23 protein-coding genes and 1 pseudogene are annotated in these 25,093 nt (G+C 60.6%); 10 read left to right on the forward strand and 14 right to left on the reverse strand.

Going from position 1 to position 25,093, the window contains the following annotated elements; translation table 11 throughout:
• The first annotated feature begins 101 nt into the window (after nucleotides 1-101).
• On the forward strand, nucleotides 102-1,517 hold the full coding sequence (gene aspA / locus ACG2K1_RS00170) for an aspartate ammonia-lyase (RefSeq protein ID WP_395428798.1): 1,416 nt from the start codon (nucleotides 102-104) through the stop codon (nucleotides 1,515-1,517).
• Between the two features lie 405 nt (nucleotides 1,518-1,922).
• Complete coding sequence (gene gap / locus ACG2K1_RS00175) at nucleotides 1,923-2,954, forward strand: type I glyceraldehyde-3-phosphate dehydrogenase (protein ID WP_009425457.1); 1,032 nt, start codon at nucleotides 1,923-1,925, stop codon at nucleotides 2,952-2,954.
• A 96-nt stretch (nucleotides 2,955-3,050) separates the two neighbouring features.
• Here the strand turns inward: gap and prmA are convergent, their stop codons facing one another.
• Nucleotides 3,051-3,938 carry a 50S ribosomal protein L11 methyltransferase gene (prmA, locus tag ACG2K1_RS00180; protein WP_009425458.1) on the reverse strand — a complete coding sequence of 296 codons (888 nt, stop codon included), beginning with the start codon at nucleotides 3,936-3,938 and terminating at the stop codon, nucleotides 3,051-3,053.
• An 85-nt stretch (nucleotides 3,939-4,023) separates the two neighbouring features.
• Nucleotides 4,024-4,743, reverse strand: a complete 720-nt coding sequence (locus tag ACG2K1_RS00185) for a 16S rRNA (uracil(1498)-N(3))-methyltransferase (RefSeq protein WP_009425459.1) — start codon at nucleotides 4,741-4,743, stop codon at nucleotides 4,024-4,026.
• A 134-nt stretch (nucleotides 4,744-4,877) separates the two neighbouring features.
• On the opposite strand from ACG2K1_RS00185, the gene ACG2K1_RS00190 reads away from it, so the two are divergent.
• Both ACG2K1_RS00190 and ACG2K1_RS00195 read left to right on the forward strand, forming a co-directional pair.
• Nucleotides 4,878-5,666 (forward strand): inositol monophosphatase family protein, encoded by a 789-nt coding sequence (locus tag ACG2K1_RS00190; protein ID WP_009425460.1) that lies wholly within the window; start codon nucleotides 4,878-4,880, stop codon nucleotides 5,664-5,666.
• A 304-nt stretch (nucleotides 5,667-5,970) separates the two neighbouring features.
• Nucleotides 5,971-6,255: a hypothetical protein gene (locus tag ACG2K1_RS00195; protein WP_009425461.1), complete on the forward strand. Its 285-nt coding sequence runs from the start codon at nucleotides 5,971-5,973 to the stop codon at nucleotides 6,253-6,255.
• 174 nt (nucleotides 6,256-6,429) lie between these two features.
• On the opposite strand, the pseudogene ppk1 reads toward ACG2K1_RS00195, so the two are convergent.
• A pseudogene (gene ppk1, locus ACG2K1_RS00200) lies at nucleotides 6,430-8,502 on the reverse strand (polyphosphate kinase 1); the annotation flags it as partial.
• 244 nt (nucleotides 8,503-8,746) lie between these two features.
• Here ppk1 and ACG2K1_RS00205 point away from each other — a divergent pair.
• The gene (locus ACG2K1_RS00205; protein WP_395428799.1) at nucleotides 8,747-9,130 is read left to right on the forward strand and encodes a hypothetical protein; all 384 of its coding nucleotides are present in this window, start codon (nucleotides 8,747-8,749) and stop codon (nucleotides 9,128-9,130) included.
• Between the two features lie 152 nt (nucleotides 9,131-9,282).
• On the opposite strand, the gene ACG2K1_RS00210 is transcribed toward ACG2K1_RS00205, so the two are convergent.
• Nucleotides 9,283-9,558 carry an oxidative damage protection protein gene (locus ACG2K1_RS00210; protein ID WP_009425466.1) on the reverse strand — a complete coding sequence of 92 codons (276 nt, stop codon included), beginning with the start codon at nucleotides 9,556-9,558 and terminating at the stop codon, nucleotides 9,283-9,285.
• A gap of 84 nt (nucleotides 9,559-9,642) precedes the next feature.
• Entirely contained in the window at nucleotides 9,643-10,533 is an 891-nt protein-coding gene (locus tag ACG2K1_RS00215; protein ID WP_395428800.1) for a LysR family transcriptional regulator, read from the reverse strand.
• A 102-nt stretch (nucleotides 10,534-10,635) separates the two neighbouring features.
• Between ACG2K1_RS00215 and ACG2K1_RS00220 the strand changes: the two genes are divergently transcribed.
• The gene (locus tag ACG2K1_RS00220) at nucleotides 10,636-11,034 is read left to right on the forward strand and encodes a DoxX family protein (RefSeq protein ID WP_009425468.1); all 399 of its coding nucleotides are present in this window, start codon (nucleotides 10,636-10,638) and stop codon (nucleotides 11,032-11,034) included.
• A gap of 11 nt (nucleotides 11,035-11,045) precedes the next feature.
• Complete coding sequence (locus tag ACG2K1_RS00225; RefSeq protein ID WP_009425469.1) at nucleotides 11,046-11,651, forward strand: nitroreductase family protein; 606 nt, start codon at nucleotides 11,046-11,048, stop codon at nucleotides 11,649-11,651.
• A gap of 195 nt (nucleotides 11,652-11,846) precedes the next feature.
• On the opposite strand, the gene ACG2K1_RS00230 is transcribed toward ACG2K1_RS00225, so the two are convergent.
• The gene (locus tag ACG2K1_RS00230; RefSeq protein ID WP_009425471.1) at nucleotides 11,847-12,737 is read right to left on the reverse strand and encodes a tyrosine-type recombinase/integrase; all 891 of its coding nucleotides are present in this window, start codon (nucleotides 12,735-12,737) and stop codon (nucleotides 11,847-11,849) included.
• A 137-nt stretch (nucleotides 12,738-12,874) separates the two neighbouring features.
• Here ACG2K1_RS00230 and ACG2K1_RS00235 point away from each other — a divergent pair, with 137 nt between their 5' ends.
• Nucleotides 12,875-13,207: a zinc ribbon domain-containing protein YjdM gene (locus ACG2K1_RS00235; RefSeq protein WP_009425473.1), complete on the forward strand. Its 333-nt coding sequence runs from the start codon at nucleotides 12,875-12,877 to the stop codon at nucleotides 13,205-13,207.
• Nucleotides 13,208-13,305: 98 nt separating this feature from the next.
• Here the strand turns inward: ACG2K1_RS00235 and msrAB are convergent, their stop codons facing one another.
• A complete protein-coding gene (msrAB, locus tag ACG2K1_RS00240) occupies nucleotides 13,306-14,865 on the reverse strand; it encodes a bifunctional peptide-methionine (S)-S-oxide reductase MsrA/peptide-methionine (R)-S-oxide reductase MsrB (RefSeq protein ID WP_395428801.1) in 1,560 nt (519 codons plus the stop codon).
• A 165-nt stretch (nucleotides 14,866-15,030) separates the two neighbouring features.
• Between msrAB and ACG2K1_RS00245 the strand changes: the two genes are divergently transcribed.
• Nucleotides 15,031-17,301: a Tex family protein gene (locus ACG2K1_RS00245; protein WP_395428802.1), complete on the forward strand. Its 2,271-nt coding sequence runs from the start codon at nucleotides 15,031-15,033 to the stop codon at nucleotides 17,299-17,301.
• 61 nt (nucleotides 17,302-17,362) lie between these two features.
• Here ACG2K1_RS00245 and ruvC read toward each other — a convergent pair whose 3' ends face one another.
• From ruvC to prfB, 4 genes are all read right to left on the reverse strand, one after another.
• A complete protein-coding gene (gene ruvC / locus ACG2K1_RS00250) occupies nucleotides 17,363-17,902 on the reverse strand; it encodes a crossover junction endodeoxyribonuclease RuvC (protein WP_395428803.1) in 540 nt (179 codons plus the stop codon).
• Nucleotides 17,899-18,198: a GIY-YIG nuclease family protein gene (locus ACG2K1_RS00255; protein ID WP_395428804.1), complete on the reverse strand. Its 300-nt coding sequence runs from the start codon at nucleotides 18,196-18,198 to the stop codon at nucleotides 17,899-17,901. Before ACG2K1_RS00255 ends, ruvC begins: the two co-directional genes overlap by 4 nt.
• 76 nt (nucleotides 18,199-18,274) lie before the next feature.
• On the reverse strand, nucleotides 18,275-18,706 hold the full coding sequence (locus tag ACG2K1_RS00260; protein ID WP_395428805.1) for a hypothetical protein: 432 nt from the start codon (nucleotides 18,704-18,706) through the stop codon (nucleotides 18,275-18,277).
• Between the two features lie 229 nt (nucleotides 18,707-18,935).
• Entirely contained in the window at nucleotides 18,936-20,039 is a 1,104-nt protein-coding gene (gene prfB, locus ACG2K1_RS00265; RefSeq protein ID WP_395428806.1) for a peptide chain release factor 2, read from the reverse strand.
• A 149-nt stretch (nucleotides 20,040-20,188) separates the two neighbouring features.
• On the opposite strand from prfB, the gene lpxB reads away from it, so the two are divergent.
• Nucleotides 20,189-21,346: a lipid-A-disaccharide synthase gene (gene lpxB / locus ACG2K1_RS00270; RefSeq protein WP_094031020.1), complete on the forward strand. Its 1,158-nt coding sequence runs from the start codon at nucleotides 20,189-20,191 to the stop codon at nucleotides 21,344-21,346.
• A gap of 165 nt (nucleotides 21,347-21,511) precedes the next feature.
• Here lpxB and ACG2K1_RS00275 read toward each other — a convergent pair whose 3' ends face one another.
• The 3 genes from ACG2K1_RS00275 to ACG2K1_RS00285 form a co-directional block, all read right to left on the reverse strand.
• A complete protein-coding gene (locus ACG2K1_RS00275) occupies nucleotides 21,512-22,690 on the reverse strand; it encodes a phosphoglycerate kinase (RefSeq protein ID WP_395428807.1) in 1,179 nt (392 codons plus the stop codon).
• A gap of 222 nt (nucleotides 22,691-22,912) precedes the next feature.
• A complete protein-coding gene (locus ACG2K1_RS00280; RefSeq protein WP_395428808.1) occupies nucleotides 22,913-24,088 on the reverse strand; it encodes a glycosyltransferase in 1,176 nt (391 codons plus the stop codon).
• A gap of 146 nt (nucleotides 24,089-24,234) precedes the next feature.
• Complete coding sequence (locus ACG2K1_RS00285) at nucleotides 24,235-24,966, reverse strand: substrate-binding periplasmic protein (protein WP_395428809.1); 732 nt, start codon at nucleotides 24,964-24,966, stop codon at nucleotides 24,235-24,237.
• Nucleotides 24,967-25,093: the final 127 nt, after the last annotated feature.

Here is a 25,093-nt window from a genome sequence, read left to right on the forward strand (position 1 = left end):
CGGCGAACCGGTTGGAACCCCATACCGAATCGGGCAAAATGCCGCCGCAGCCGCACGGCGGCATTTCTCTATATTTTTATCATCGAATTTGGAGAAAAGACATGACAAGCCGTACCGAACGCGACCTGTTGGGCGAGCGACAAATCCCTGCTGATGCCTATTGGGGCATCCACACCCTGCGCGCGGTGGAAAACTTCCGCATTTCCGAACGCAGGATTTCCGACATTCCCGAATTCGTGCGCGGCATGGTGATGGTGAAACAGGCCGCCGCCCGCGCCAACGCCGAGCTGGGCGTGCTCTCCGCCGAAGTCGCGCAGGCGATCGACCAAGCCTGTGCCGAAGTGCTGGAAAAAGGCCGCTGTCTCGACCAGTTTCCGTCCGACGTTTATCAGGGCGGCGCGGGTACGTCGGTGAACATGAACACCAACGAAGTCATCGCCAACCTCGCCTTGGAAATCCTCGGCTACGCCAAAGGCAGCTACGGCATCATCGACCCGATGGATCATGTCAACGCAAGCCAGTCGACCAACGACGCCTATCCCACCGGCCTGCGCCTTGCCGTGTACAACAGCGCCGCCGCCCTGATGGAAAAAACAGGCCGTCTGAAAAAAGCCTTCGAGGACAAGGCCGCAGCCTTTAAAGACGTGCTGAAAATGGGGCGCACCCAGTTGCAGGACGCCGTGCCCATGTCGCTGGGCGCCGAATTTGCCGCCTTCACCCGCTGGCTGGCAGACGAAGAGGCCAACCTGCAACGCAATATCGACCTGCTTTTAACCGTCAATCTCGGCGGCACCGCCATCGGCACCGGCGTCAACACCCCCGCAGGCTATGCGCCGCTGGCCGTGGCCAAACTCTCGGAAATCAGCGGCCTGCCGTGCACCCTGTCGCCCGATTTGGTTGCGGCCACGCCCGACTGTGGCGACTACGTCAGCGTCCATGCCGCGCTGAAACGTCTGGCGGTGAAGCTCTCCAAAATTTGCAACGATCTGCGCCTGCTCTCCTCCGGCCCGCGCGCCGGCCTGAACGAAATCAACCTGCCGGAAATGCAGGCCGGCTCGTCCATCATGCCCGCCAAAGTCAACCCCGTGATTCCCGAAGTGGCCAACCAGGTCTGCTTCAAAGTGATCGGCAACGACACCGCCGTCGCCTTCGCCGCCGAAGCGGGGCAGCTCCAACTCAACGTGATGGAACCCGTTATCGCCCAGGCCCTGTTTGAAAGTATCGAGCTGCTCGGCAACGCCTGCACCGCCCTTGCCGAAAAATGCGTCGACGGCATCACCGCCAACCGCCAAACCTGCGCCGATTACGTTTTCGACTCCATCGGCATCGTCACCTACCTCAACCCCTTTATCGGCCACCACAACGGCGACAAAGTCGGCAGAATCTGCGCGCAAACCGGTAAAAGCGTGCGCGAAGTGGTGTTGGAACTCGGCCTGCTGGACGCGGCGCAGCTCGACGACATCCTGTCGCCCGCCAACCTGATGAACCCGCAATACAAGGCGGTGACAGCGGGTTAAGCTGCCGATTGGCATAAAACCGCTTCAAAGGCCGTCTGAAAAGCATTTCCCGCTTTTCAGACGGCCTTTTTATGCGGATGGGGCAGAAAATGGCTTAAAAGCGTATTGTTAAATACCGTTAATCCGAAAAATTGCGCCGTTTATCTATTAATAAATCGTTCGGCGCACAAAGCCGCTATGATGCATCCCGTCTGATAGATATTTGCTTTTCTAGCAAGTAAGTGAGTAAGACGTTTTCCCCGTAATGTGTTTGGCCGCCTGTCTTTTCAGGCGGCATTTTTTTGTCCGCAATTTGCCCCGAGGCCGTTTTTCAGACGGCCTTTTCCGACTACGTCCGATTACAAATTTGCTATAATCCGCCGGTTTTTATTTCCGCAAACCCACAAAACACAAAGGATTCAGACCATGGGCATCAAAGTTGCCATCAACGGCTACGGCCGCATCGGCCGCCAAGTATTGCGCGCCATTTACGACTACAACCTGCAAGACCGGCTCGAAATCGTTGCCGTCAACGCCAGCGGCGGCATCGAAACCAATGCCCACCTCACCAAATTCGACACCGTACACGGCCGCTTTGCCGCCGATGTGTCCCACGATGAAAACCACCTCATCATCAACGGCCGCAAAATCCCCTATTTCTCCACCCGCAACCCGGCCGAGCTGCCGTGGAAAGAACTCGGCGTGGATTTGGTAATGGAATGCACCGGTGCGTTTACCAGCAAAGCCAAAGCGCAAGTCCACCTCGACAGCGGCGCGAAGAAAGTGCTGATTTCCGCACCCGGCGGCGACGATGTCGATGCCACCGTTGTTTACGGCGTCAACGATGATGTGATTACCGACGACATGACCGTGATTTCCAACGCCTCCTGCACTACCAACTGCCTTGCTCCCGTGGCCAAAGTGTTGAGCGAAAGCGTCGGCATCGTCAAAGGCGCGATGACCACCATCCACGCGCTCACCAACGACCAAACCGTTACCGACGTGCGCCACAAAGACCTGCGCCGCGCGCGCAGCGGCGTGGAAAACATGATTCCCACCAAAACCGGCGCGGCCAAAGCCGTCGGCCTCGTACTGCCCGAACTCAAAGGCAAGCTCGACGGCCTCGCCATCCGCGTGCCCACCGTCAACGTATCTCTGGTTGACCTGAGCTTCCAAGCCGGACGCGATACTTCCGTCGACGAAATCAACGCGCTGATGAAAGCCGCCGCCGAAGAAGGCCGTCTGAAAGGCGTGTTGGCGTACAATACCCTGCCGCTGGTGTCCACCGACTTCAACCACACCACCGTCGCCAGCAGCTTTGATGCCACGATTACCAAAGTCGTCGACGGCAATATGGTGAAAGTGTTCGCCTGGTACGACAACGAATGGGGCTTCAGCTGCCAGATGCTGCGCACCGCCCTGCGCATGACCGGACAGGAAGTGCCCGAATTCGCATAAGCCGCGCCTGCGGCAGAGCTTAAAGAGGCCGTCTGAAAGCCCGCAAAAGGGTTTTCAGACGGCCTCTTCGGTTGGACGGGCGGTATTGCCGCCGTGTCAGCGTTTCACGCCGCTCAGACGTGCCCAGCCTTCGTCGGCGGCAACGGGATCAATGTCGAACCAGCGGCCGTAGATTTCCGACAATTCCTGCGCCTGGTCGGCCAAAAGTCCCGAAAGGACGATGCGGCCGCCGCTTTTGGTGCGGGCGGCGAGCATTTCGCCGAGCATACGCAGCGGGTTGGCGAGAATGTTGGCGACGACGACGTCGTATTGTCCCTGCGGCAGTTCGTCGGGCAGATAGAAGCGCGCCGCCGTGTTGTTTTGTTCGGCGTTGGCTTTGGCGGCGGCAACGGCCTGCGGGTCGATATCCACGCCGTCGGCGGCGCGTGCGCCGAGTTTGAGGGCGGCGATGGCGAGGATGCCCGAGCCGCAGCCGTAGTCCAACACGCTTTCGCCGCCTTTCAGTTCGGTATCCAGCCATTGCAGGCACAGGCGGGTGGTGGGGTGGCTGCCCGTGCCGAAGGCCAGGCCGGGGTCGAGTTGCAGGTTGACGGCGCCGCTGTCGGGCGCGTCGTGCCACGAGGGCGTAATCCACAGGCGCTCGGAGATTTTGATGGGGTCGAACTGCGCCTGCGTCAGCCGCACCCAGTCCTGTTCGGGCAGAAGTTCGGTGCGGTAGGGCGGCGCGGGTATGTCGAGCGAGGCGGCGGCAGCAGCCACAACGGCGGCCACATCGTCGTTTTCGGCAAACAGCGCCAGCACTTTGCTGTTTTGCCAAACCTGTTCGGCGGGCATGCCCGGTTCGCCGAAAATGGCCTGCTCTTCGTCCGTGCCCGCGTAGGCGTCTTCGATGGCGGCGGAGAGCGCGCCGTGCGCCATCAGCGCGTCGGACAGGGGTTCGGCGATCAGTTCGTTAACGATAAAGGTGGTTTGCTGGTAGGACATGGTCGGGCTTTCAATCGGGGTTGGGATGGAGAGGCCGTCTGAAAAGGCAAAACGGTGTTTCAGACGGCCTCAAACAAGGAAAATCTCAAAAATCGCCCCACAGCGTCTGCATCGCGGCGAGGGCGGCGACGGGGGCGGTTTCGGTACGCAGCACGCGGCGGCCGAGGGTGACGGCGGCGAAGCCTGCGGCGGCGGCGGCGGCGGCTTCCTGTTCTGTCCAGCCGCCTTCTGGGCCGACGGCAAGGATGGCGTGCCGTGTCGGCGGCAGAGTGCGCAGACCGGTGCCGTTGCGCGGGCTCATCAGCAGGCGGGTGCCGCCTGCGGGCAGCAGCGCGAGCGCCTGCGTGAAAGGCAGCAGCGGGCGGATGGCGGGAACGGTGTCGCGCCCGCTCTGCTCGCAGGCGGCCACGGCGATTTCCTGCCAGCGCGCCACCCGCTTGGCCGCACGTTCGCCATCGAGCCGCGCCACCGAGCGGGTGCTGACAACGGGGAAAATTTCGTTCACGCCCAATTCGACGCTTTTCTGAATGATGAAGTCCATCTTCTCGCCCGCCGACACGGCCTGAACCAGCGTGACCGACAGCGGCGATTCGCTTTCAGACGGCCTCTCGGCCAGAATCCGCGCATCCGCTTCGCGTTTGCCGATGTGTTCGAGCACGGCCGGATAAGCAAAGCCGCCGCCGTTGAACAAAACGATTTCCTCGCCCGCGCGGCAGCGCAAAACGTGCAGATGGCGCACCACGGCGGGCGGCAGGGAAACGGCCGCGCCCTCGGTGAGGGCGGCATCGACAAAGAAGCGGGGCATAATCGGTAAAAATCGGTTAATATAGCCCGCAATTATACAATACAGGTGCGGCGCGCAATGCATAGCGCGCGCCGCCGCGCAGACAGGCCGTCTGAAAACTTTCGGGCGGCCTGTACGGATAAAGGACGGCAATCGTGTTGCAAGAATTACAAACGCTGGTGAAACACATCGCGCACACCGAAGTGATGCCGCGCTTTCTCACGTCGGCCGCAAGCGAGAAGGCCGACGGCAGCATTCTGTCGGAAGCCGATCTGGCGGCGCAGGCCGCTTTTTCAGACGGCCTGCGGCAGATTGCCGGCTGCCCGATGCTCGGCGAGGAAATGGCCGAACAGGCGCAGCGCGACTTGTGGCTGCACAACCACGACGCGCTGTGGGTGGTCGACCCGATAGACGGCACCACCAATTTCGTCAACGGCTTCCCCCACTTCGCCCTCTCCGCCGCCCTGCTGCGGCAGGGCAGACCCGAAATCGGCGTTATCTACAACCCCGTGTCCGACGAATGCTTTTACGCGCAGGCCGGGCAGGGCGCGTTTCTTAACGGCCGCCGCCTGCCGCTGGCGCTGCGCGAAAAAAAACTCCACCGTGCCATCGCCGGCGTGGAAATCAAATACCTGCGTTCGGGCAAACTCTCCAGCCGCATGAGCACCCTCTCGCCGGTGGGCAGCATCCGCAGCATGGGCAGCAGCACGCTCGACTGGTGCTATCTCGCCGCCGGACGCATGGACGTGTACGTCCACGGCGGCCAGAAACTGTGGGACTACGCGGCAGGCTCGCTGATTTTCAGCGAAGCAGGCGGCTGCCTCGCCACACTCGAAGGCGACGATTTTTGGAGCGGAGAACACGTTTTCCAGCGATCGGTCATTGCCGCCGTCAGCCCGCAGCTGTTCGATCCGTGGCTCAAATGGATACGCAGCAACCAGTAGGCCTGCAAACCCCCGCCTTCGTTAAAATAAAAAAGAATTGCATACGTCGGCTCAAGCCCTTATAATGCGCTCCATCAATCGGGTCTAATCCCTGCCCGGTTGGTGTTTTTCTATGACGTTTTCCCATAATGTATTTGGCCGCTCGCTCCCTGAGCGGCATTTTTTTTGTCTGTTTTTCAGATGGGTTGTACCGTTTGTTTGAAAAATATGCCACTTATCGGAAAAACGGTCTATAATGGCATCGCCTCAACGGTCGGACACAGGCCGCAGGCATCAGACAAAAACAAATACTACGGGGTAAAACATGAAAAAACTATTCGCACTGCTGCGCGCGGAATGGCGTGCGGCCTTCGATCCGAAAAGCATCGTGCTGCGCGACTACGGCGATTTGAAAGCGCACGCCAAATCGCTGAAACTGCTGAGCGCCGAAGAGCGCGAAACGCTGCTGGAATTTGTGACTCAGGCGGAAATCGGCCGCCAAACGGGGCGCTACACCGCCGCCCGCTACGGCATTACCGTCGGCGAGGCCATCGAGCACCAGCATATGATGGACGACATCGAATCGTCGGTTGCATCGTTTGTGATGTGACGGAATACGGAAAGGCCGTCTGAAAGCCCGAATCGGGGTTTCAGACGGCCTTTTGCCGTGTGCCGCCGCCATCGGCATCCCTGTGGCGGGGCGGGGTTCAAAAGCGTCAGGCCGTCTGAAACCTTGCTTTCAGACGGCCTTTGTGCGTTCAGACGGCCTCAAAGCGCCTGCGGTTCAGCCACCGTATTCCTGCCACAGGGTTTCTTGCAGGCTGCGCGCTTCTTCGGCGGCTTCGGCGCGGACGTAGCTGCCGTCGGGCTGCATGATCCAGGCTTGGCAGGTGTCTTCCAATGCCAGCGTCAGCCCTTCGCGGATCACGCGCGCTTTGAGTTGCGCATCTTCAATCGGGGTGCAGGTTTCGATGCGGCGGAAGAAGTTGCGTCCCATCCAGTCGGCGCTGGAAATGTAGGTGTCTTCCGCGCCGCCGTTGTAGAAATAATAGACGCGGGCGTGTTCGAGCTGGCGGCCGATGATGGAGCGCACGCGGATGTTGTCCGACAGGCCGGGCACCTGTGGGCGCAGGGCGCACATGCCGCGCACGATCAGGTCGATCTGCACGCCCGCCGCGCCGGCTTCGTAGAGGGCGTCGATGATGCCGGTTTCGATGAGCGAGTTGAGTTTGGCGACGATGCGGGCAGGACGTCCGGCTTTGGCGTGCTCCGTTTCGCGGCGGATGCCTTCGAGCAGCATTTTGTGCAGGGTGAAGGGGCTTTGGTAGAGGGTGTTCAGACGGCCGGGCTGGCCGAGGCCGGTGATTTCCATGAAGATGGTGTTGACGTCGGCGGTGATGTTTTCGTCGGCGGTGATGAGGCCGAAGTCGGTGTAGATGCGCGAGGTGCCCTGGTGGTAGTTGCCCGTGCCGAGGTGGGCGTAGCGTTTCAGACGGCCTTCTTCGCGGCGGATGACGAGTGCCATTTTGGCGTGGACTTTGTAGCCGAATACGCCGTAAACGACGTGCGCGCCCGCGTCTTCGAGGCGCTGCGCCCAGTTGACGTTGTTGGCTTCGTCGAAACGCGCCATCAGTTCGACGACGACGGTCACCTGTTTGCCCGCCAGCGCGGCGTTCATCAGGGCTTTGGCCAGCTCGGAAGTCGTGCCGGTGCGGTAAATCGTCATTTTGACGGCGACGACGTCGGGATCGGCGGCGGCTTCGCGGATGAGGCGGACGACGGGTTCGAAGGATTGGTAGGGATGGTGCAGCAGGATGTCCTGCCGCGCGGCCGCATCGAGTATCGAGCGGTCTTTTTTCAGCGGCGCGGGCACGCTGCCGGTGCGCGGGGCGAATTTGAGGTCTGGACGGCCGACCATGTCGGGCACGGCCATCAGGCGCACGAGGTTGACGGGGCCTTCTACCTGATAGAGGTCGGCGGGTGTGAGGCGGAAATGGCCGAGCAGGAATTCGCACAGCTGCGGCGGACAGGTGTCGGCCACTTCGAGGCGCACACCGACGCCGTATTCGCGGTCGTGCAGCTCGCTTTGGATGGCGGCGCGCAGGTTGGTGAGGTCTTCTTCGTCGACGGTGAGATCGCTGTCGCGTGTGAGGCGGAACTGGTGGCAGCCTTTCACTTCCATGCCGGGGAAAAGCAGGTAGACGTATTCGTGCAGGATGGACGACAAAAAGACGAAGCCCTCGTCTCCGCCGCAGATTTCGGCGGGCAGTTTTACCACGCGCGGCAGGATGCGCGGGGCTTGGACGATGGCCATGCCCGAGGAGCGGCCGAAGGCGTCGCGGCCTTCGAGTTCTACGGCGAAATTGAGCGATTTGTTCAGCGGGCGCGGGAAGGGGTGCGAGGGGTCGAGGCCGACGGGGGTAAGTATCGGCCACAGTTCGCGGTCGAAATAGCTTTTAATCCACGCGCGCTGTTCGGCCGTCCAGTTGCGGCGGCGGTAGAAATGGATGCCGGCCTGTCCGAGCGCGGGTTGCAGTTCTTTGTTGAACACGGCGTATTGTTCGGCAATCAGGCGGTGCGCTTCTTCAGAGGCGGCAGCCATGGTTTCGGCGGACGTCAGGCCGCTGTCGAGCAGGCGGGCGGGGTTGCGTTTGTGTTCGCGCCGCAGCCAGGCCATGCGTACTTCGAAAAATTCGTCGAGGTTGGACGAGACGATGCACAAAAACCGCAGCCGCTCCAACAGCGGCACGCGCACGTCCTGCGCCTGTGCCAGCACGCGGCGGTTGAATGCGAGCAGGCTCAGTTCGCGGCAGAGAAAGCGGTCGGATCGGGGCATGGCGGTCTCCTTTTTGTCTGTTGTCGTTCTGTTCGGATTTTTCGGGAAAACGGCGGCGGCGCACCGTTTTCAGAGGCTGTCAGTATAAGTCGCGCGGTGGTGTTTTGCCAGCGGGAGGCCGTCTGAAACGGGCTTCGGGGCGTATGCCGTTTGTTTGAAAGTATGACATACGTCAAACATTCTTTTTCGCTGCATGATTTACAATAGCCATTTTTTGCGGGCGCAAGGCGTCCTTTAAAAAACCATTCCAAATAAGGAGATGTCGATGAGCATCAAACACGAAATACGGGATAACGAAATTTTTGTCTTCGGCTCGAACAAGGCCGGCAAACACGGCTTGGGTCCCGCCCTCACTGCGCGGATGAAATACGGCGCGGAAATGGGGCAGGGCTTCGGTTTGCAGGGGCAGTCGCTGGCGATACCGGTGAAGGACGAGCAGCTCAAGCTGCTGCCGCTGGAAGAAATCCAAAGCTATGTGGATTTGTTTGTCGAGTTTGCCAAAACCAATTTCGACAAACGCTTTTTCGTGACACCCGTAGGCACGGCGCTGGGCGAATACGGCGCGGCCGATATGGCGCCGCTGTTTAAAAACGTTTCCGACAACTGCCGCCTGCCGCCGGAGTGGGAAGAAATCATCAAGGGGCTGTGAGGCCGTCTGAAAAAGCACAGTGGTGCAACAGGCCGTCTGAAAACGCATTTGCGGGTTTTCAGACGGCCTCTTTGTATGGCGGGATGCCTGCAAAAGGGAGGGAAGAACGGTTCAGGCCGTCTGAAAACGGAGTTTCAGACGGCCTGTAAGGTTTATTGCGGCTCTTGCGGCACATAGCCTGCGACGGAATCGGCGCCGTCGCCGAAGAAGTAGTTTTCCATCTGCTGCGCCAGATATTCGCGCGCGCGCGGGTCGGCGAGGCTGAGGCGGTTTTCGTTGATGAGCATGGTTTGGTGGCGCGTCCAGGCCATCCATGCTTCCTGGGAGACGTTTTCAAAAATGCGTTTACCCAATTCGTTGGGCAGCGGCGGGAATTTCATGCCTTCGGCTTCTTTGCCGAGTTTCACGCAGTGAACCATGCGGGTCATTTTCTTTCCTTTTTTACGGGTTTCAAACGCGCGGATTCTAGCCCACGGGCGGGGTTTTGTATAGGAAGGGCGGCGGCGGGCGTTTCAGACGGCCTGATCGGTTTTTTCGCACAGAAAATCGATAAAGCTGCGGACTTTGGCACTGAGGAAGGTGCGGTCGGGGTAGGCGGCGTAAAGGGTGGCGGAGAAGATGTGCCAGTCGGGCAGCAGGCGGATCAGGCGGCCGTTTTCGAGGTCGCGGCGCGCCGTCCATTCGGGCAGATAGCCCAGGCCGCAGCCGGCAAGAACCATTTGCCGCGTCATTTGGGTGTTGTCGGTGCGCACGGCGGCTTCGGGGCGCAGGGTATGGCGTTCGCGGCCGCGGCTGACGGTGAGGCTGTCGACGTCGGTGTAGGCGGGCAGCACGAAGGGATGGGCGGCGGCTTCCTGCGGCGTGGCGGGGGTGCCGTATTCGGCGAGGTGTTCGGGTGCGGCGGCGAGGTAGAAGGGAATTTCGGCCAGCGGGCGGACAATCAGGCCGGGCGGCAGGCCGTCTGAACTGACGCGCAGGGCAAGGTCTATGCCTTCGGCGATGAGGTCGGCCTTGCGGTTGTCGAGTATCAGATCGAAGGTAACCTGCGGGTAGCGGCGGCGGTATTCGGCGAGCCAGCCGCAGAACATGGCGTTGGCAAACCACATGGGCATGGTGATTTTGAGCCGCCCCTGCGGGGTTTCGGCGCTGCCGGCGGCGCGCTCGGCGGCGGTGTCGAGGGTGTCGAGCGCTTCGGCGCAGCGGCGATAGTAGGCTTCGCCCGCTTCGGTCAGGTTCAGGCTGCGGCTGCTGCGTTGCAGGAGTTTGGCGCGGACGTGGCGCTCGAGATGGGAAACGTGTTTGCTGGCCATTGCGGTGGAGATGCCGAGCTTTTCGGCGGCGCGGGTGAAGCTGCGCTGTTGTACCACTTCGCAGAAAACCCGCAGACTCAAAAGGGTGTCCATGGTTTCTTATTGGGAAAGGTTGCGTCAACGGCGCGAGTATATATCCGCCGATATGCTTTATCTATAATGCCGCGTTTTACACACACGATAAGGATTATCCCGATGAATGCTTTAAACCGTTTCGCTCCCGCCGTGCTGTCGCTGCTGCGCATTGCTTCGGCCTATATGTTTATCCTGCACGGCACCGCCAAGTTTTTCTCTTTCCCCGTATCGATGGGCGGCGGCGCGCCGTCGGGCATTTATCTGGTAGCGGCAATTTTGGAAGTGGGCGGCGGCCTGCTGCTGCTTTTGGGCTTGCTGACCCGTCCGGTGGCCTTTATTCTCTCTGGCCAGATGGCGGTGGCCTATTTTATGGCGCACGCCGCTGAAAGCCCGCTGTTCCCGATTGCCAACGGCGGCGAGTCGGCCGCGCTGTTCAGCTTCCTGTTTCTCTATTTTGCCGCAGCGGGCGGCGGTGCGTGGTCGCTGGACAATCTTTTGTGCAAATCCCGTTCCCAATAAGGAGTCCGAATATGTCTTACCAAGCCCTGCAACAGGCGGCCGAAGCGCGCCGCTCGGTGTACGCGCTGAACAAAAACCTGCCGCTGCCTGCGGGCGAAGTGGCGGCGATCGTCGAGCATGCGGTGCGCCACATGCCTTCGTCTTTCAATTCGCAGTCCACCCGCGTGGTGGTGCTGTTCGGCGCCGAGCATGAAAAGCTGTGGCAGTTTGCCGAAGACGCGCTGCGCGCCGTCGTGCCCGCCGAGTCTTTCGAGCCGACGGCGCAGAAGCTGGCGATGTTCAAAGCCGCTGCCGGTTCGGTACTGTTTTTTGAAGACCAGGACGTGGTAAAAGGCTTGCAGGAAAAATTCCCGCTTTATGCCGACAATTTCCCCGTGTGGGCGGAACACGCCGACGCCATGCACCAATACGCGGTGTGGACGACGCTGGCCGCCGCCGGCATCGGCGCCAACCTGCAACACTACAACCCGCTGATTGATGCTGCCGTCGCCCGCGAATGGAACATCCCCGCTTCGTGGACGCTGCGCGCGCAGCTGGTGTTCGGCGGCATCGCTGCGCCGGCGGGCGACAAAACTTTTGCGCCGCTGGATGGGCGCTTTAAGGTGTTTGGCGCGTAACGGCGTTTGCCTGACACGAAGAGGCCGTCTGAAAACCCTGAATCGGGGTTTTCAGACGGCCTCTTTGTATTTTCCGTGCGGCAGACGAAAAACGGCGCAGCGCCTGCCCGTTTTCAGGCGGCCTGAGAAGTAACGCGGGCGGTTTGAGGCCGTCTGAAAGCAAAATCCGCTTTCAGACGGTCTTTTCCTGACGGCTTATTTTTTCCGCTTCGCCCTCGGGTGCGCCGCGTCGTATACCTTGGCCATATGGTCGAAATCAAGCTTGGTGTAAATCTGTGTTGCCGACAGGCTGCTGTGGCCGAGCAGCTCCTGCACGGCGCGGATGTCGCCGGCCGACTGCAACAGATGGCTGGCGTAGCTGTGGCGCAGCATGTGCGGGCTGATGTGCTGCGGGCTGCCGCCTACTGCCGCCCAGTCGCGCAGGCGGTTTTGCATTTGGCGGATGCCCAGACGGCGGCCGTGGCGGTTGGTGAAGAGGGCGGTTTCGCCTACGGCGGCGGCGCGCTGCGGCAGGTAGGCGGCGAGGGCGGCGGCGCTTTTGCCGGTGAGCGGCACCTGGCGGTGTTTGCCGCCTTTGCCGCGCACGGCCACCCAGCCTTCTTCCAACAGCACGTCGGCCAAGTCCAAACCATGCGCTTCGGCCACGCGCAGGCCGCTGCCGTAGAGCAGCTCGAACAAGGCCAAATCGCGGGCGGCGCAGGCATGGCCGGCGTCGGCGGCGCGGTCGAGCAGGGCGTTGAGCGGTTCGGCGTCGACCGCTTTGGGCAGCAGCTGCGGCGCTTTGGGTGCTTTCAGACGGCCTGCGGGGTTGGCATCGAGCAGGCCGAGGCGCACGAGATATTCGGCAAACTGCCGCCAGGCCGACAGTTGGCGCGCCATGCTGCGCTCGCCCAAGCCCTGCTGCGACAGTTTTTTCAGCGCGGCGGCAAAGTCGGCGCGGCCGACGGTGTTTCCGTGGCGCGGCATGATGTCGGCCAGTTTGTCGAGGTCGCGGCGGTAGGCGGCGATGGTGTGCGGCGATTTGCGCTGTTGGCGCAGGGCGTCGAGATAGGCGGCGCGGTGCGACAGGAATTCTTCGGGAGTCATGGGCGGCGGAGTAGGGGAGAAACGGCGGCAGGGTAGCAAGCGCGGCGGCGGCGGGCAAGGGAGGCCGTCTGAAAGGAATGGTCGGATACGGTTGGCGGTTTTGCTGTATATTGCCGGCTTTTTTTGAAGGAAACACAATGACTCTGCCCGCCTGTCCGCAATGCGGTTCCGAATACACTTATGAAGACGGCGCCAATCTGGTCTGTCCCGAATGCGCCCACGAATGGGATCCGCAGGAAACAGCCGCCGCCGAGGCCGATGCCGAAGTTAAAGATGCCAACGGCGCGGTGTTGCAAAACGGGGATATGGTGGTATTGGTGAAGGATTTGAAAGTCAAAGGCAGTTCGATGGTGATTAAGCAGGGCACCAAGGTGAAAAACATCCGTTTGCAGGAGGGAGATCACAATATCGGCTGCAAAATCGACGGCAGCGCGATGAATTTGAAATCGGAGTTTGTGAAGAAAGCCTGACGGCGGTTTGCACCGACACAAACGGCAAAGGCCGTCTGAAAACCTGATTTGGGTTTTCAGACGGCCTTTTTGCTTTCAGACGGCCTGAACGGACGGCCTTAACGCGCCAGATGTTTCAAATGCCCGTAGCCTGCCGCGTCCATCTCTTCCAACGGAATGAATTTCAGGCTGGCGCCGTTGATGCAGTAGCGCAGGCCGCCTTTGTCTTTGGGGCCGTCGGGGAACACGTGTCCCAAGTGCGAGTCGGCAGCGCGGCTGCGCACTTCGGTACGCACCATGTTGTAACTCAAATCGTTGTGCTCGGTTACAGCGGCAGCTTCGATGGGCTTGGTAAAGCTCGGCCAGCCGCAATGGGAGTTGTATTTGTCGGCGGAGGCAAACAGAGGTTCGCCGCTGACGATGTCCACATAGATGCCGGGTTTGAACAGGTGGTCGTATTCGTGGCTGAACGCATATTCGGTGGCCGCGTGCTGGGTTACTTCGTATTGCTCGCGGGTAAGCGTGCGCTTGAGTTCGGCATCGCTGGGCTTGCGGTAGGTGGCGGCGTTAAAGCCTTTGCCTTGCGGCGCGGCTTTGCCCGGCAGCGGCTCGTCGGCCTTACGGATGTCGATGTGGCAGTAGCCGTTGGGGTTTTTAATCAGGTAGTCCTGATGGTATTCCTCGGCATCGTAGAAGTTTTGCAGCGGCCGGTTTTCTACCACGATGGGCTGGCTGTATTTTTTCTGCTCGCGCGTGAGGGCTTGCTCAATCACGGCTTTTTCGGCCGGGTCGGTGTAGTACACACCGGTGCGGTATTGGATGCCGCGGTCGTTGCCCTGTTTGTTGAGGCTGGTGGGGTCGATAACGCGGAAGTAGTATTGCAGGATGTCGTCGAGGCTCAATTTGTCGGCATCGTAGGTTACTTTTACCGTTTCGGCGTGGCCGCTGTTGTTGATTACATCTTGATAACTTGGGTTTTTCGTGTTGCCGTTGGCGTAACCCGATACGGCGTCGGCCACGCCGTCGATGCGTTGGAAATAGGCTTCCAAGCCCCAGAAGCAGCCGCCGGCCAGATAGATGGTTTTGGTATTCATGGGTTTGACTTTCGCTTTGTCTTGGGTGTTGAACTGTGTTTTCAGACGGCCTAAGTCGGCCTCGGGGTTGTCGATGAGCGCGAGCGCTTGGGCTTCGTTGATGCTGCCTTTGACGATGCGGGCGACATTGCCGCTTTTGTCGAGCACCGCCCACGAGGGGTACACGCCGATATTGAGGCTTTTGGCAATCGTGCCGCCGTTGTCGGCGACCACGGGCAGCTTGGGATAATTGAGGCCGGCATACCATTTTTGAAAGTCGCCGTCTTTTTTCTCGCCGAGAAAACCGGGCGAGGCCACGGTAATCAGGTTGGCCGATTGGAAACGCTTGTCCTGCGCCCATTTTTCGGTGTGGCCGAGTTCCGACAAACACAGCGGACACCAGCTCGCCCAAAATTTAATCAGCGTGGGCTTGTTTTTCGCCAGCAGGCGCGGAGCGGGTTGTCCGTGTGTGTCTTTGAGCTGCGAGAGCATCTGCGGCACGGGCGCGGCTTCGGCCGTTTGCGCGTGCGTCAGAAAAAACGCCAAAGCCGCCGCCGCTGCGCCCAACAGCAGCACGGGCAGCCGGAAGGATGTTCGTTTTTGCATGGTCGTACTCCTTTTTCACGGTTCGGATAGGCATTAGACGCGCAGCAGCGGCAAACCTTACAGAATTTCCGCGCCGCCGTAAAAAAAATTTTCAGACGGCCTTTTCGGGCGCGGAAAGCCTGCCGCTATAATCCCGCCCTTTGCATTGATCAAGAGATTCCCACTATGAACATCACCGCCACCCTCGCCGCCGAACTTTCCGCCACTGCCGACCAAATCGAAGCCGCCGTTGCCCTGCTGGACGACGGCGCGACCGTGCCCTTTATCGCCCGCTACCGTAAGGAAGCCACGGGCAGCTTGGACGACACGCAGCTTCGCACCCTTGCCGAGCGTTTGCAGTATCTGCGCGAATTGGAAGAGCGCCGCGCCGCCGTGCTCAAATCGATAGCCGAGCAGGGCAAACTCACGCCCGAATTGCAAAGCCAAATTGAAGCCGCTGACAACAAAACCGCGCTGGAAGATTTGTACCTGCCCTACAAACCCAAACGCCGCACCAAGGCGCAAACCGCGCGCGAACATGGTTTGCAGCCGCTGGCGGATTTGCTGTTAAACGAGCAGCCGCAAGACGTAGAAGCCGCTGCCGCGCCCTTTGTCAGCGAAAACGTATCCGACACCAAAGCCGCGCTGGACGGCGCGCGCGCGATTCTGATGGAGCAGTTTGCCGAAGACGCGGAACTCATCGGCACGCTGCGCGACAAACTGTGGAACGAAGCCGAAATTCACGCTCAAGTCGTTGAAGGCAAAGAAACCGAAGGCGAAAAATTCAGCGATTATTTCGACCACCGCGAACCCGTGCGCGCCATGCCCAGCCACCGCGCGCTGGCGGTTTTGCGCGGCCGCAACGAAGGCGTGTTGAACATCGCGCTCAAATACCAGCCCGACGACACGCCGATTACCCAGCAAAGCGAATACGAGCAAATCATCGCCCGCCGTTTCAAGGTTTCAGACGGCCACAAATGGCTGCGCGATACCGTGCGCCTGACTTGGCGCGCAAAAATCTTTTTGTCGCTGGAGCTTGAAGCCTTAGGCCGTCTGAAAGAAGCCGCCGACACCGACGCGATTACCGTGTTCGCCCGCAACCTTAAAGACCTGCTGCTTGCCGCACCCGCCGGACGGCTGACTACTTTGGGTCTCGACCCAGGCTACCGTAACGGCGTGAAATGCGCCGTGGTGGACGACACAGGCAAGCTGCTGGATACCGTTATTGTCTATTTGCATCAAGAAAACAATATGTTGGCAACACTGTCGCGCCTGATTAAACAGCACGGCGTGAAGCTCATCGCCATCGGCAACGGCACCGCCAGCCGCGAAACCGACAAAATCGCGGGCGAACTGGTGCGCGGAATGCCCGAAAGCAGCCTGCACAAAATCGTCGTTTCCGAAGCCGGCGCGTCGATTTATTCCGCTTCCGAGCTTGCCGCCCGCGAGTTCCCCGAGCTTGATGTCGCCCTGCGCGGCGCGGTATCCATCGCCCGCCGCCTGCAAGACCCGCTGGCGGAACTGGTGAAAATCGACCCCAAATCCATCGGCGTGGGGCAGTACCAGCACGATGTCAACCAAAGCCAGCTTGCCAAATCGCTCGATGCTGTGGTGGAAGACTGCGTAAACGCCGTGGGCGTGGACGTGAACACCGCTTCCGCCCCACTGCTTGCCCGTATTTCCGGCTTAAATCAAACCCTTGCCCAAAACATCGTCGCCTACCGCGACGAAAACGGCGCGTTCGACAGCCGCAAAAAACTCCTGAAAGTGCCGCGTCTCGGCGAAAAAACCTTTGAGCAGGCGGCGGGATTTTTGCGCATCAACGGCGGCAAAGAGCCGCTGGACGCATCCGCCGTCCATCCCGAAGCCTATCCCGTCGTCGCCAAAATGCTGGAAAAACAAGGCATTACCGCTGCCGAGCTGATCGGAAACCGCGAAAAAATCAAACACATCCGCGCCGCCGATTTCACCGACGAGCGCTTCGGCCTGCCGACCATTTTGGACATTTTGGCAGAACTGGAAAAACCCAGCCGCGACCCGCGCGGCGAGTTTCAGACGGCCTCCTTCGCTGAAGGCATCGGCGAAATCAAAGACTTGCAAATCGGCATGATTTTAGAAGGCGTGGTCTCCAATGTCGCCAACTTCGGCGCATTCGTCGACATCGGCGTGCATCAAGACGGCCTCGTCCACATCTCCGCCCTGTCCGACCGTTTCGTTCAAGACCCGCGCGACGTGGTGAAAGCCGGCGACGTGGTGAAAGTGAAAGTGCTGGAAGTCGATGCCGCCCGCAAACGTATCGCGCTGACCATGCGCCTTTCAGACGACCCCGCATCAAGCGCAGCAGGCAAAAGGCCGTCTGAAAACCCGCGCAACCGCAAAGGCAGCCAACGCAACACCGACAACAAAGCTCCGCAAAACAGCGCAATGGCCGATGCGTTTGCCAAGTTGAAGCGGTAAGGCCGTCTGAAACCTTTTCAGACGGCCTTTTGTCGTTTTCGGCACGGTGCTGCGGATGTATTCAGCGGAATCTGCCGCCTTTGATTTGCAGGCCGTCGGGGTTGAGGCGGGCGGCTAGGGGGTTGTTGCGCAGGGCGTGGGTAAGGGCGGCGGCGAGGCCGTCGGCGGCGTCGGCCTGGGGTGTGCCGGAGAGGCGCAGCATGCGTACGACCATGTGCTGAACCTGCTCTTTGGCGGCTTTGCCCTGGCCGACGACGGCCTGTTTGATTTGCAGGGCGGTGTATTCGTAGACGGGCAGGCCGCGGATGACGAGGGCGGCGACGGCCGCGCCGCGCGCCTGGCCGAGCATAAGGGTGGAGGCGGGGTTGGCGTTGACGAACACTTTTTCGACGGCGGCCTGCTGCGGGCGGTATTGTTCGATGATTTGGCCGATGTTTTCGACGATGATGCCGATGCGTCCGGCCAGTTCGTCGCCGGGGATGGTTTTGATGCAGCCTGAGGCGACATAGTGATGTTCGCGGCCGACGATGTCGATGATGCCGAAGCCGGTGGTGCGGCTGCCGGGGTCGATGCCGAGGATGCGCAGGGGTTGGTCGGTCATGCGGTGGTTTCCGTGTCGGGGAGCGGGGCGGCGTGTTGCCAGAGTGCGGTTTTTTCGGCTTTGCCCAGGCGTTTGATTTGCGCTTCGCGTTTTTGTGCCGCGCTTTTGGTGAGGCCGCTGTCGGTGAGGCGCATTTGCTGCGGTTTGTGCATGCGGGTGTAGCGTGCGCCGCGTCCTTCGCGGTGGGCGGCGAAGCGTGCGGCGGGGCGGTTGCTGATGCCGCAGTAGAGCGAGCCGTTGCCGCAGAGGATGAGGTAGACGCTCCATGCGGTGTCGGGCGGGGCTGTGTCGGTCATGGGAGGCCGTCTGAAAGTTTGGATTCGGTGCAAAGGCCATCTGAAAGCTTCAGACGGCCTTTCGGTACAGTTTCGTTTATTTGATGCGGTTGACGGGCAGGGGGACGATGTTGCCGTCGGTGAGGGCAAACCACCAGTAGCCGGTGCGGCCCGCTTCGGTGGCGTGGTCGACGCGGCAGAAGGCGAAGGCTTTGTTGTTGATGCAACCGAAGTGGTGCGGCTGCCAGCTTGCGGGCAGGTGTTTTTTCCATTTTTCAACGTCGCCTTTGGCGGAGGTGGCGAGGCGGCATTCGCCCGTGCCCCGGCAGACGGGCTGCCATTGGCCGCCTGCTTCGCGGCCGTTCATGATCCATTGTTTGCCCTTGAGGGCAAACTGCATCTGCATGGGGGTGGGGTTTTCGTTTTGGTCGAGCAGGACGTAGTCGCCCTGGTCGGCTGCGGAAAGGGGGGCGGCGGCCAGTTGCGCGGCGGCGGTGAGTGCCAGCAGGGGCAGGAGAAGTTTTTTCATCGGGTTTCCTTTCTGTATCGGATGGGTGGCAAAGGCCGTCTGAAAGTCCGAAATGCTTTTCAGACGGCCTCGGGTGTGTTGACATTCGGCTTGCGGCGGTGTTTTTGGCAAAAAATACCCGCCTGCCGTGTCAAAAATGCTCGCAAGGTGTCCAACCTTGCTGTGCTTTTTTCCTTGCATTCGGGCATTTTTTACTCAAAAAACCGTCCCGCAAAACACACCCTGAAGATTACACGCCTTGTTTCAGACTGGCTTCGATAAAGCCGTCCAAATCGCCGTCGAGCACGGCTTTGGTGTTGCCGACTTCGTGGCCGGTGCGCAGGTCTTTGATGCGCGAGGAGTCGAGCACGTAGGAGCGGATTTGGCTGCCCCAGCCGACATCGGATTTGCCTTCTTCGAGCGCCTGTTTTTCTTCGTTGCGCTTGCGCATTTCCAGCTCGAACAGTTTGGCGCGCAGCATTTCCATCACGATGCGGCGGTTTTCGTGCTGCGAGCGGCTGGATTGCGATTGGACGACGATGCCGGTGGGAATGTGGGTGATGCGCACGGCGGAGTCGGTTTTGTTGATGTGCTGTCCGCCCGCGCCCGATGCGCGGTAGGTGTCGGTGCGCAAATCGGCGGGGTTGATTTCGACTTCGAAGCTGTCGTCCACTTCGGGATAGACGAAGACGGAGGCAAAGGAGGTGTGGCGTTTGTTGTTGGAATCGAAGGGCGAGTAGCGCACGAGGCGGTGCACGCCGGTTTCGGTGCGCAGCAAACCATAGGCGTATTCGCCTTCGAGGCGGAGGGTGGCGTTGTTGATGCCGGCGATTTCGCCGTCGTCCTGCTCGATCACTTCCACTTTGAAGCCTTTGCGCTCGGCGTAGCGGGTGTACATTCTGAGCAGCATGCCCGCCCAGTCTTCGGCTTCGGTGCCGCCCGCGCCGGCGGTGATGTCGATAAAGCAGTTGTTGGGGTCGGCGGGCTGGTTGAACATGCGTTTGAATTCCAAATCCGCCATTTGTTTTTCCAAACCGGCGACGTCGTTTTCGATGGCGGCAAAGCCGTCGGCATCGTTTTCTTCGACGGCCATTTCAATCAGCATGCGGTTGTCGTCGATGCCCGAAGCGATGTCGTCGAGTGTGAGCACCACGCCTTCGAGGATTTTGCGCTCTTTGCCGATTTCCTGCGCGCGTTTGGGGTCGTTCCACAAATCGGGGTCTTCGGAGAGGCCGACCACTTCTTCCAGGCGTTCTTTTTTGCCCTGGTAGTCCAGATAGTCGCGGATGTCGGCGCTGCGCTGTTCGAGGTCGTCGAGCTGGTTGTTGAGCTGGTTGATGCGTTCGGCTTCCATAATGCTTCTGCTTGTTGAATAAGGGGCGTATTTTAAAGGATTCGCCCGTTTTCCGCCATTTGAGGCTGTCTGAAAGGGTTTCAGACGGCCTCAAAGCATGTTTTCCAGTACAATGCCGCGCTTTACAAAAACAAAACCTTTCCAAACACATGACTGCCCCCTCCCCCCTTATTGCCCTGTGCGCGGGCGAAGCCTCCGGCGATCTGCTCGGCGCGCACCTGATCGAAGCGATACGCGCCCGCTGCCCGCAGGCGCGGTTCACCGGCATCGGCGGCGCGCGCATGGCCAAGCTCGGCTTCGAGAGCCTTTACGATCAGGAAAAACTCGCCGTGCGCGGCTTTGCCGAAGTGGTGAAACGCCTGCCCGAAATCCTGAAAATCCGCAAAGGTTTGACCGCCGACATGCTGCGCCTGCGCCCCGACGTGTTCGTCGGCATCGACGCGCCCGATTTCAACCTAGCCGTGGAAGGCCGTCTGAAAGCGGCGGGCATCGCCACCGTGCATTACGTCAGCCCCTCCGTGTGGGCGTGGCGGCGCGAGCGGGTAAACAGCATCGTCAAACAGGCCAACCGCGTGCTGTGTCTCTTCCCGATGGAACCGCAGCTCTACCGCGACGCGGGCGGGCGGGCGGAATTTGTCGGCCACCCGATGGCGCAGACCCTGCCGCTGCAAGCCGACCGCGCCGCCGCCCGTGCCAAAATGAAGCTCGACCCGCAAACGCCCGTTTTCGCCCTGCTGCCCGGCAGCCGCGTCAGCGAAATCGACTACATGGCGCCCGTCTTTTTTCAGACGGCCGCCCTCGTTCTGCAACGCCTGCCCGCCGCCCGCTTCCTGCTGCCCGTCGCCACCCACGCCACCCGCGTGCGCCTGATGGAAATCTTAGCCAAAGACGCCTACAAACGCCTGCCGATCCAACTGATGACCACCCACACCGACCTGGCCTGCACCGCCGCCGACGCCGTGCTCGTCACCAGCGGCACGGCCACATTGGAAGTCGCCCTGTGCAAGCGGCCGATGGTCATCAGCTACAAAATCTCGCCGCTCACCTACGCCTATGTGAAGCGCAAAATCAAAGTGCCGCACGTCGGCCTGCCCAACATCCTGCTCGGACGCGAAGCCGTGCCCGAGCTGTTGCAGGGCAAAGCCAAACCCGCGCTTTTGGCCGACGCGCTGATCAAGTGGTACGAATCGCCCGAAGCCGTCGCCGCGCTGGAAAACGACTTCCGCGAACTGCACCTCACCCTACGCAAAGACACCGCCGCGCTGGCGGCGCAAAACGTGCTGGAAGAAGCAGACGTGGCAATCTGAGACGCACAAAAAGGCCGTCTGAAAACCCGAAACAGGGCTTTCAGACGGCCTTTTCATGTCTGCCGCATCAACGGTTTTCCAAGCGCCGCGCAAACGGCAAAACGGCGGTTTGCCCGTTCTCAGACGGCCATTTTGTACAAAGGCCGTCTGAGAACGTTTCCAACCTTACGCGCCGCGTTTTTCCAGCGCGGCCACGGCGGGCAGCTCTTTGCCTTCCAAAAATTCGAGGAACGCGCCGCCGCCGGTGGAGATGTAGCCGATGCGCTCGGTTACGCCGAATTTGGCGATGGCCGCCAGTGTGTCGCCGCCGCCGGCGATGGAGAAGCCGCTGCTTTGGGCAACGGCATCGGCCAGTGCTTTGGTGCCGCCTGCAAATTGGTCAAACTCAAACACGCCTACCGGCCCGTTCCACACGATGGTGCCCGCCTGTTGCAGCAGCGCGGAGAGTTCGGCGGCGGATTTCGGGCCGATGTCGAGAATCATGTCGTCGGCCGCCACATCGTCGATGTTTTTGACGGTTGCTTCCGCGTCGGCGGCAAATTCTTTGGCCACCACCACGTCCACCGGCAGGGGCACGCTGCCGCCTTTGGCCGCCATTTTCGCCATGATTTTTTTCGATTCTTCCACCAAATCGTGCTCGGCCAGCGATTTGCCGATGGGTTTGCCCGAAGCGAACAGGAAGGTGTTGGCGATGCCGCCGCCCACGATAAGCTGGTCAACCTTGTCGGCCAGCGAGTCGAGAATAGTGAGTTTGGTGGAAACCTTGCTGCCGGCAACCACGGCGGCCATCGGGCGGGCAGGGTTTTTCAAGGCCTTGCCCAGCGCATCGAGTTCGCCCGCCATCAATACGCCCGCGCAGGCAAGCGGCGCGGCTGTGGCTACGGCTTCGGTGGAAGCTTGGGCGCGGTGCGCCGTGCCGAATGCGTCGTTCACAAAAATATCGCACAAAGCGGCATAGGCTTTGCCCAATCCGGCATCGTTTTTCTTTTCGCCTTTGTTGACGCGCACGTTTTGCAGCATCGCCACTTCGCCCGCCTGCAAAACGGGTTTGTTTTCGCGCCAGTCGTTGAACACTTTGATTTCTTTGCCCAACAGCGCGCCCAGATGCGCGGCCACGGGGGCAACATCGTCTTCGGGGTGGAATTCGCCTTCGGTGGGGCGGCCGAGGTGGGTCATCACGATAACCGCCGCGCCGTTGTCGAGGCAGTAGCGGATGGAAGCGAGCGAGGCGCGGATGCGCGTGTCGTCGCTGATTTTGCCGTCTTTAAACGGTACGTTCATGTCGGCGCGGATAAGTACGGTTTTGCCGGAAACGTTTTGGTCGGTGAGTTTCAAAAATGCCATGATGGGATTCCTTGCGTAGTCGGATGAAGCAAAACGCGCATTATCCGACAATGTAAAGGTTCGGTAAAGGAAAGGCCGTCTGAACGGGTTTCAGACGGCCTTTACTGCATCAGGCGGGGTGTTGCGCGGCGGTACATACGGTTTCGGATATTCCGACAGACACGGCGGGATTTGGTACAAGCGCAAGCCGTGTGTCTGCGTCCGAACCGTTTTCAGACGGCCTCAGTCCTGCTGCAGCACTTGCCGGTAGATTCCTTTCAGACGGCCTGTGACGGCGGCTTCGCCGTATTCGGCGAGGCAGTGGGCGCGCAGGGTTTCGCGGTCGTAGCGGCGGCAGTTAGCGTGCAGTTCGAGCAGGGCGGAGGCGAGGGCTTCGGGGTTTTCGGGTGGGACGAGGAGGCCGTTGCCGTCGTTGACGATGCCTTCAGGGCCGCCGCAGCGGGTGGCGGCGATGGGTAGTCCCTGCGACAGGGCTTCGATAAAGACGACGCCGAAGGTTTCGCTGCGGCTGGCGAGGACGAAGGCATCGCTGCGGCGCATGAGGCGGCGCACGTCGGCGGGGACGAGTGCGCCGTGGAAGGTGACGGCGTGTGCGATGTTCAGACGGCCTGCCTGGTTTTGCAAATTGCCCAGTTCGTTGCCGCCGCCGCCGATTTCGAGGCGCAGGGCGGGTTGGCTTTGCAGGGCGCGGGCGAAGGCGTCAAGAAGGATGTCGAAGCCTTTGTTGTGGTCGAGGCGGCCGACGGAACAGAAGGTGAAGGTGTCGCTTGTTTGGTTTTCAGACGGCCTTTGGGCGGTAAAGGGTTCGGCGAAGTCTGCGCCGAGGATGTTGGGCAGGTATTGCCAGTTCAGGCCGGGATATTCGCTTTCGAGCAGGCGGCAGAAGGCGGGGCTGACGGCCAGCCGCACCGCCGCGCTCGCTGCGGCTTGGTTCATGGCGGGGCGTTGCCAGCGGCGGATCAGGCCGCGTGCGTAGGTGCTGCTGTGTTCGGTGATGATGTAGGGGATGTTGTGTTTGGCGGCGATGCGACGGGCGAGGATGCCGCCGTGGTTGACGGCGTGGGCGTGCAGGAGGTCGGGACGGCCTTGTTCTTTGAGGTAGCGCCCGAACAGGCGCATGCCGGCGGCGAGCCAGCGTTCGCGGTCGAAATGGGGCAGGGGCGGGCAGAGGTAGGTGTTGTGGGCGGTGTAGGTGGGGATGAGGCCGTCTGAAAAGATGTTTTCGCCGTAGCGGCCTGTGAGGATTTCGCGCCAGCGGCGCGGCGAGCGGAACAGAGGTGCGACGACGCCGACGCGCAGGCCGGCGCGGGCGAGGGCGTGCGCCTGTTGGCGGAAGAAGATGCCGTCGAGGGAGTCGGGCGTTTCGGGATACCAGGAGGGGAGGAGGAGGATGTGCATGGGGTGTCGGGCGGGGCGTTTTCAGACGGCCTGTGACGGTTGAGGCCGTCCCCGTATATGCGGTTGAGGCCGTCTGAAAAAGGTTTGGGCCTTTGTTGGGGCAAAAAATTCAGGCCGCCTTTGCTTCTGTTCGGCGGCCTGTCCGCTTATTTGGCGGGGGCGGGGGTTGGTTTGCCCTGATCGGTTGGAAACCATTTCTGATAGATTTTATCGTAAGTGCCGTCGGCTTTGATTTGCTCCAAGCCTTGATTGAGCTTGTTCAGCAGTTCGGTTTTGCCCTTGGTTACTGCCAATGCGTAGTGGTTTTTGACGGAACTGCCGTCGTTGATGACGCGCAGTTTCTGCTCTTTGTAGGTGTTGGCATAGTAGTTCAGGGGGCCGGCGTCGGCGAAGGCGCCGTCGACGTTTTTACGCATCACTTCGCGCGTTGCCGCCCAAACGGAGGGCGTGCGTGTGATGATGCCTTTGCCGCCTTGCAGTTTGGCGAGGCCGGGTTCGCCTACTGTGTCGACCACGACGGCGATGTTTTTGCCTTTTACGTCGCCAATCGAGGTAATCGGGCTGTCTTCGGGGACAATCAGTGCCATCGAGGTGTCAAAGTGCGGGTTGGTGAAGTCGACCATGGCTTTGCGCTCGTCGGTCACGGTAATCGCCGCCACGGCGATGTCCGCGCCTTTGCCCAAATCTTCCAGCATGCCGGTAAAAGGATGGGGGATGTAGTTGGTGCGGAAGCCCTGTTTGTCGCCGATGGCGTTGACCAGGTCGATACCGAAGCCGGAGGGGCGGTTGTCGGTGTCCGACATCACAAACGGGGCGAAGCCGCCCGCTTCAAAAAATACGTTTTGCACGGGGCGGGAGTCTTGTGTGGAGTTTTCCACAGCGGGCTCGCTGTGTGCCGGCGTTCCCTTGCTTGCCGTGTCGCCGCAGGCCGCCAAGGAAAACACAACAACAAGGGGCATAAAACGTCGTAACGAAATCATGATGATGTTCTCTTTTCGGGTTGGG

The organism is Neisseria sp. 23W00296 (assembly GCF_044772855.1).
In the GTDB taxonomy this organism is placed as follows: Bacteria; Pseudomonadota; Gammaproteobacteria; order Burkholderiales; family Neisseriaceae; genus Neisseria.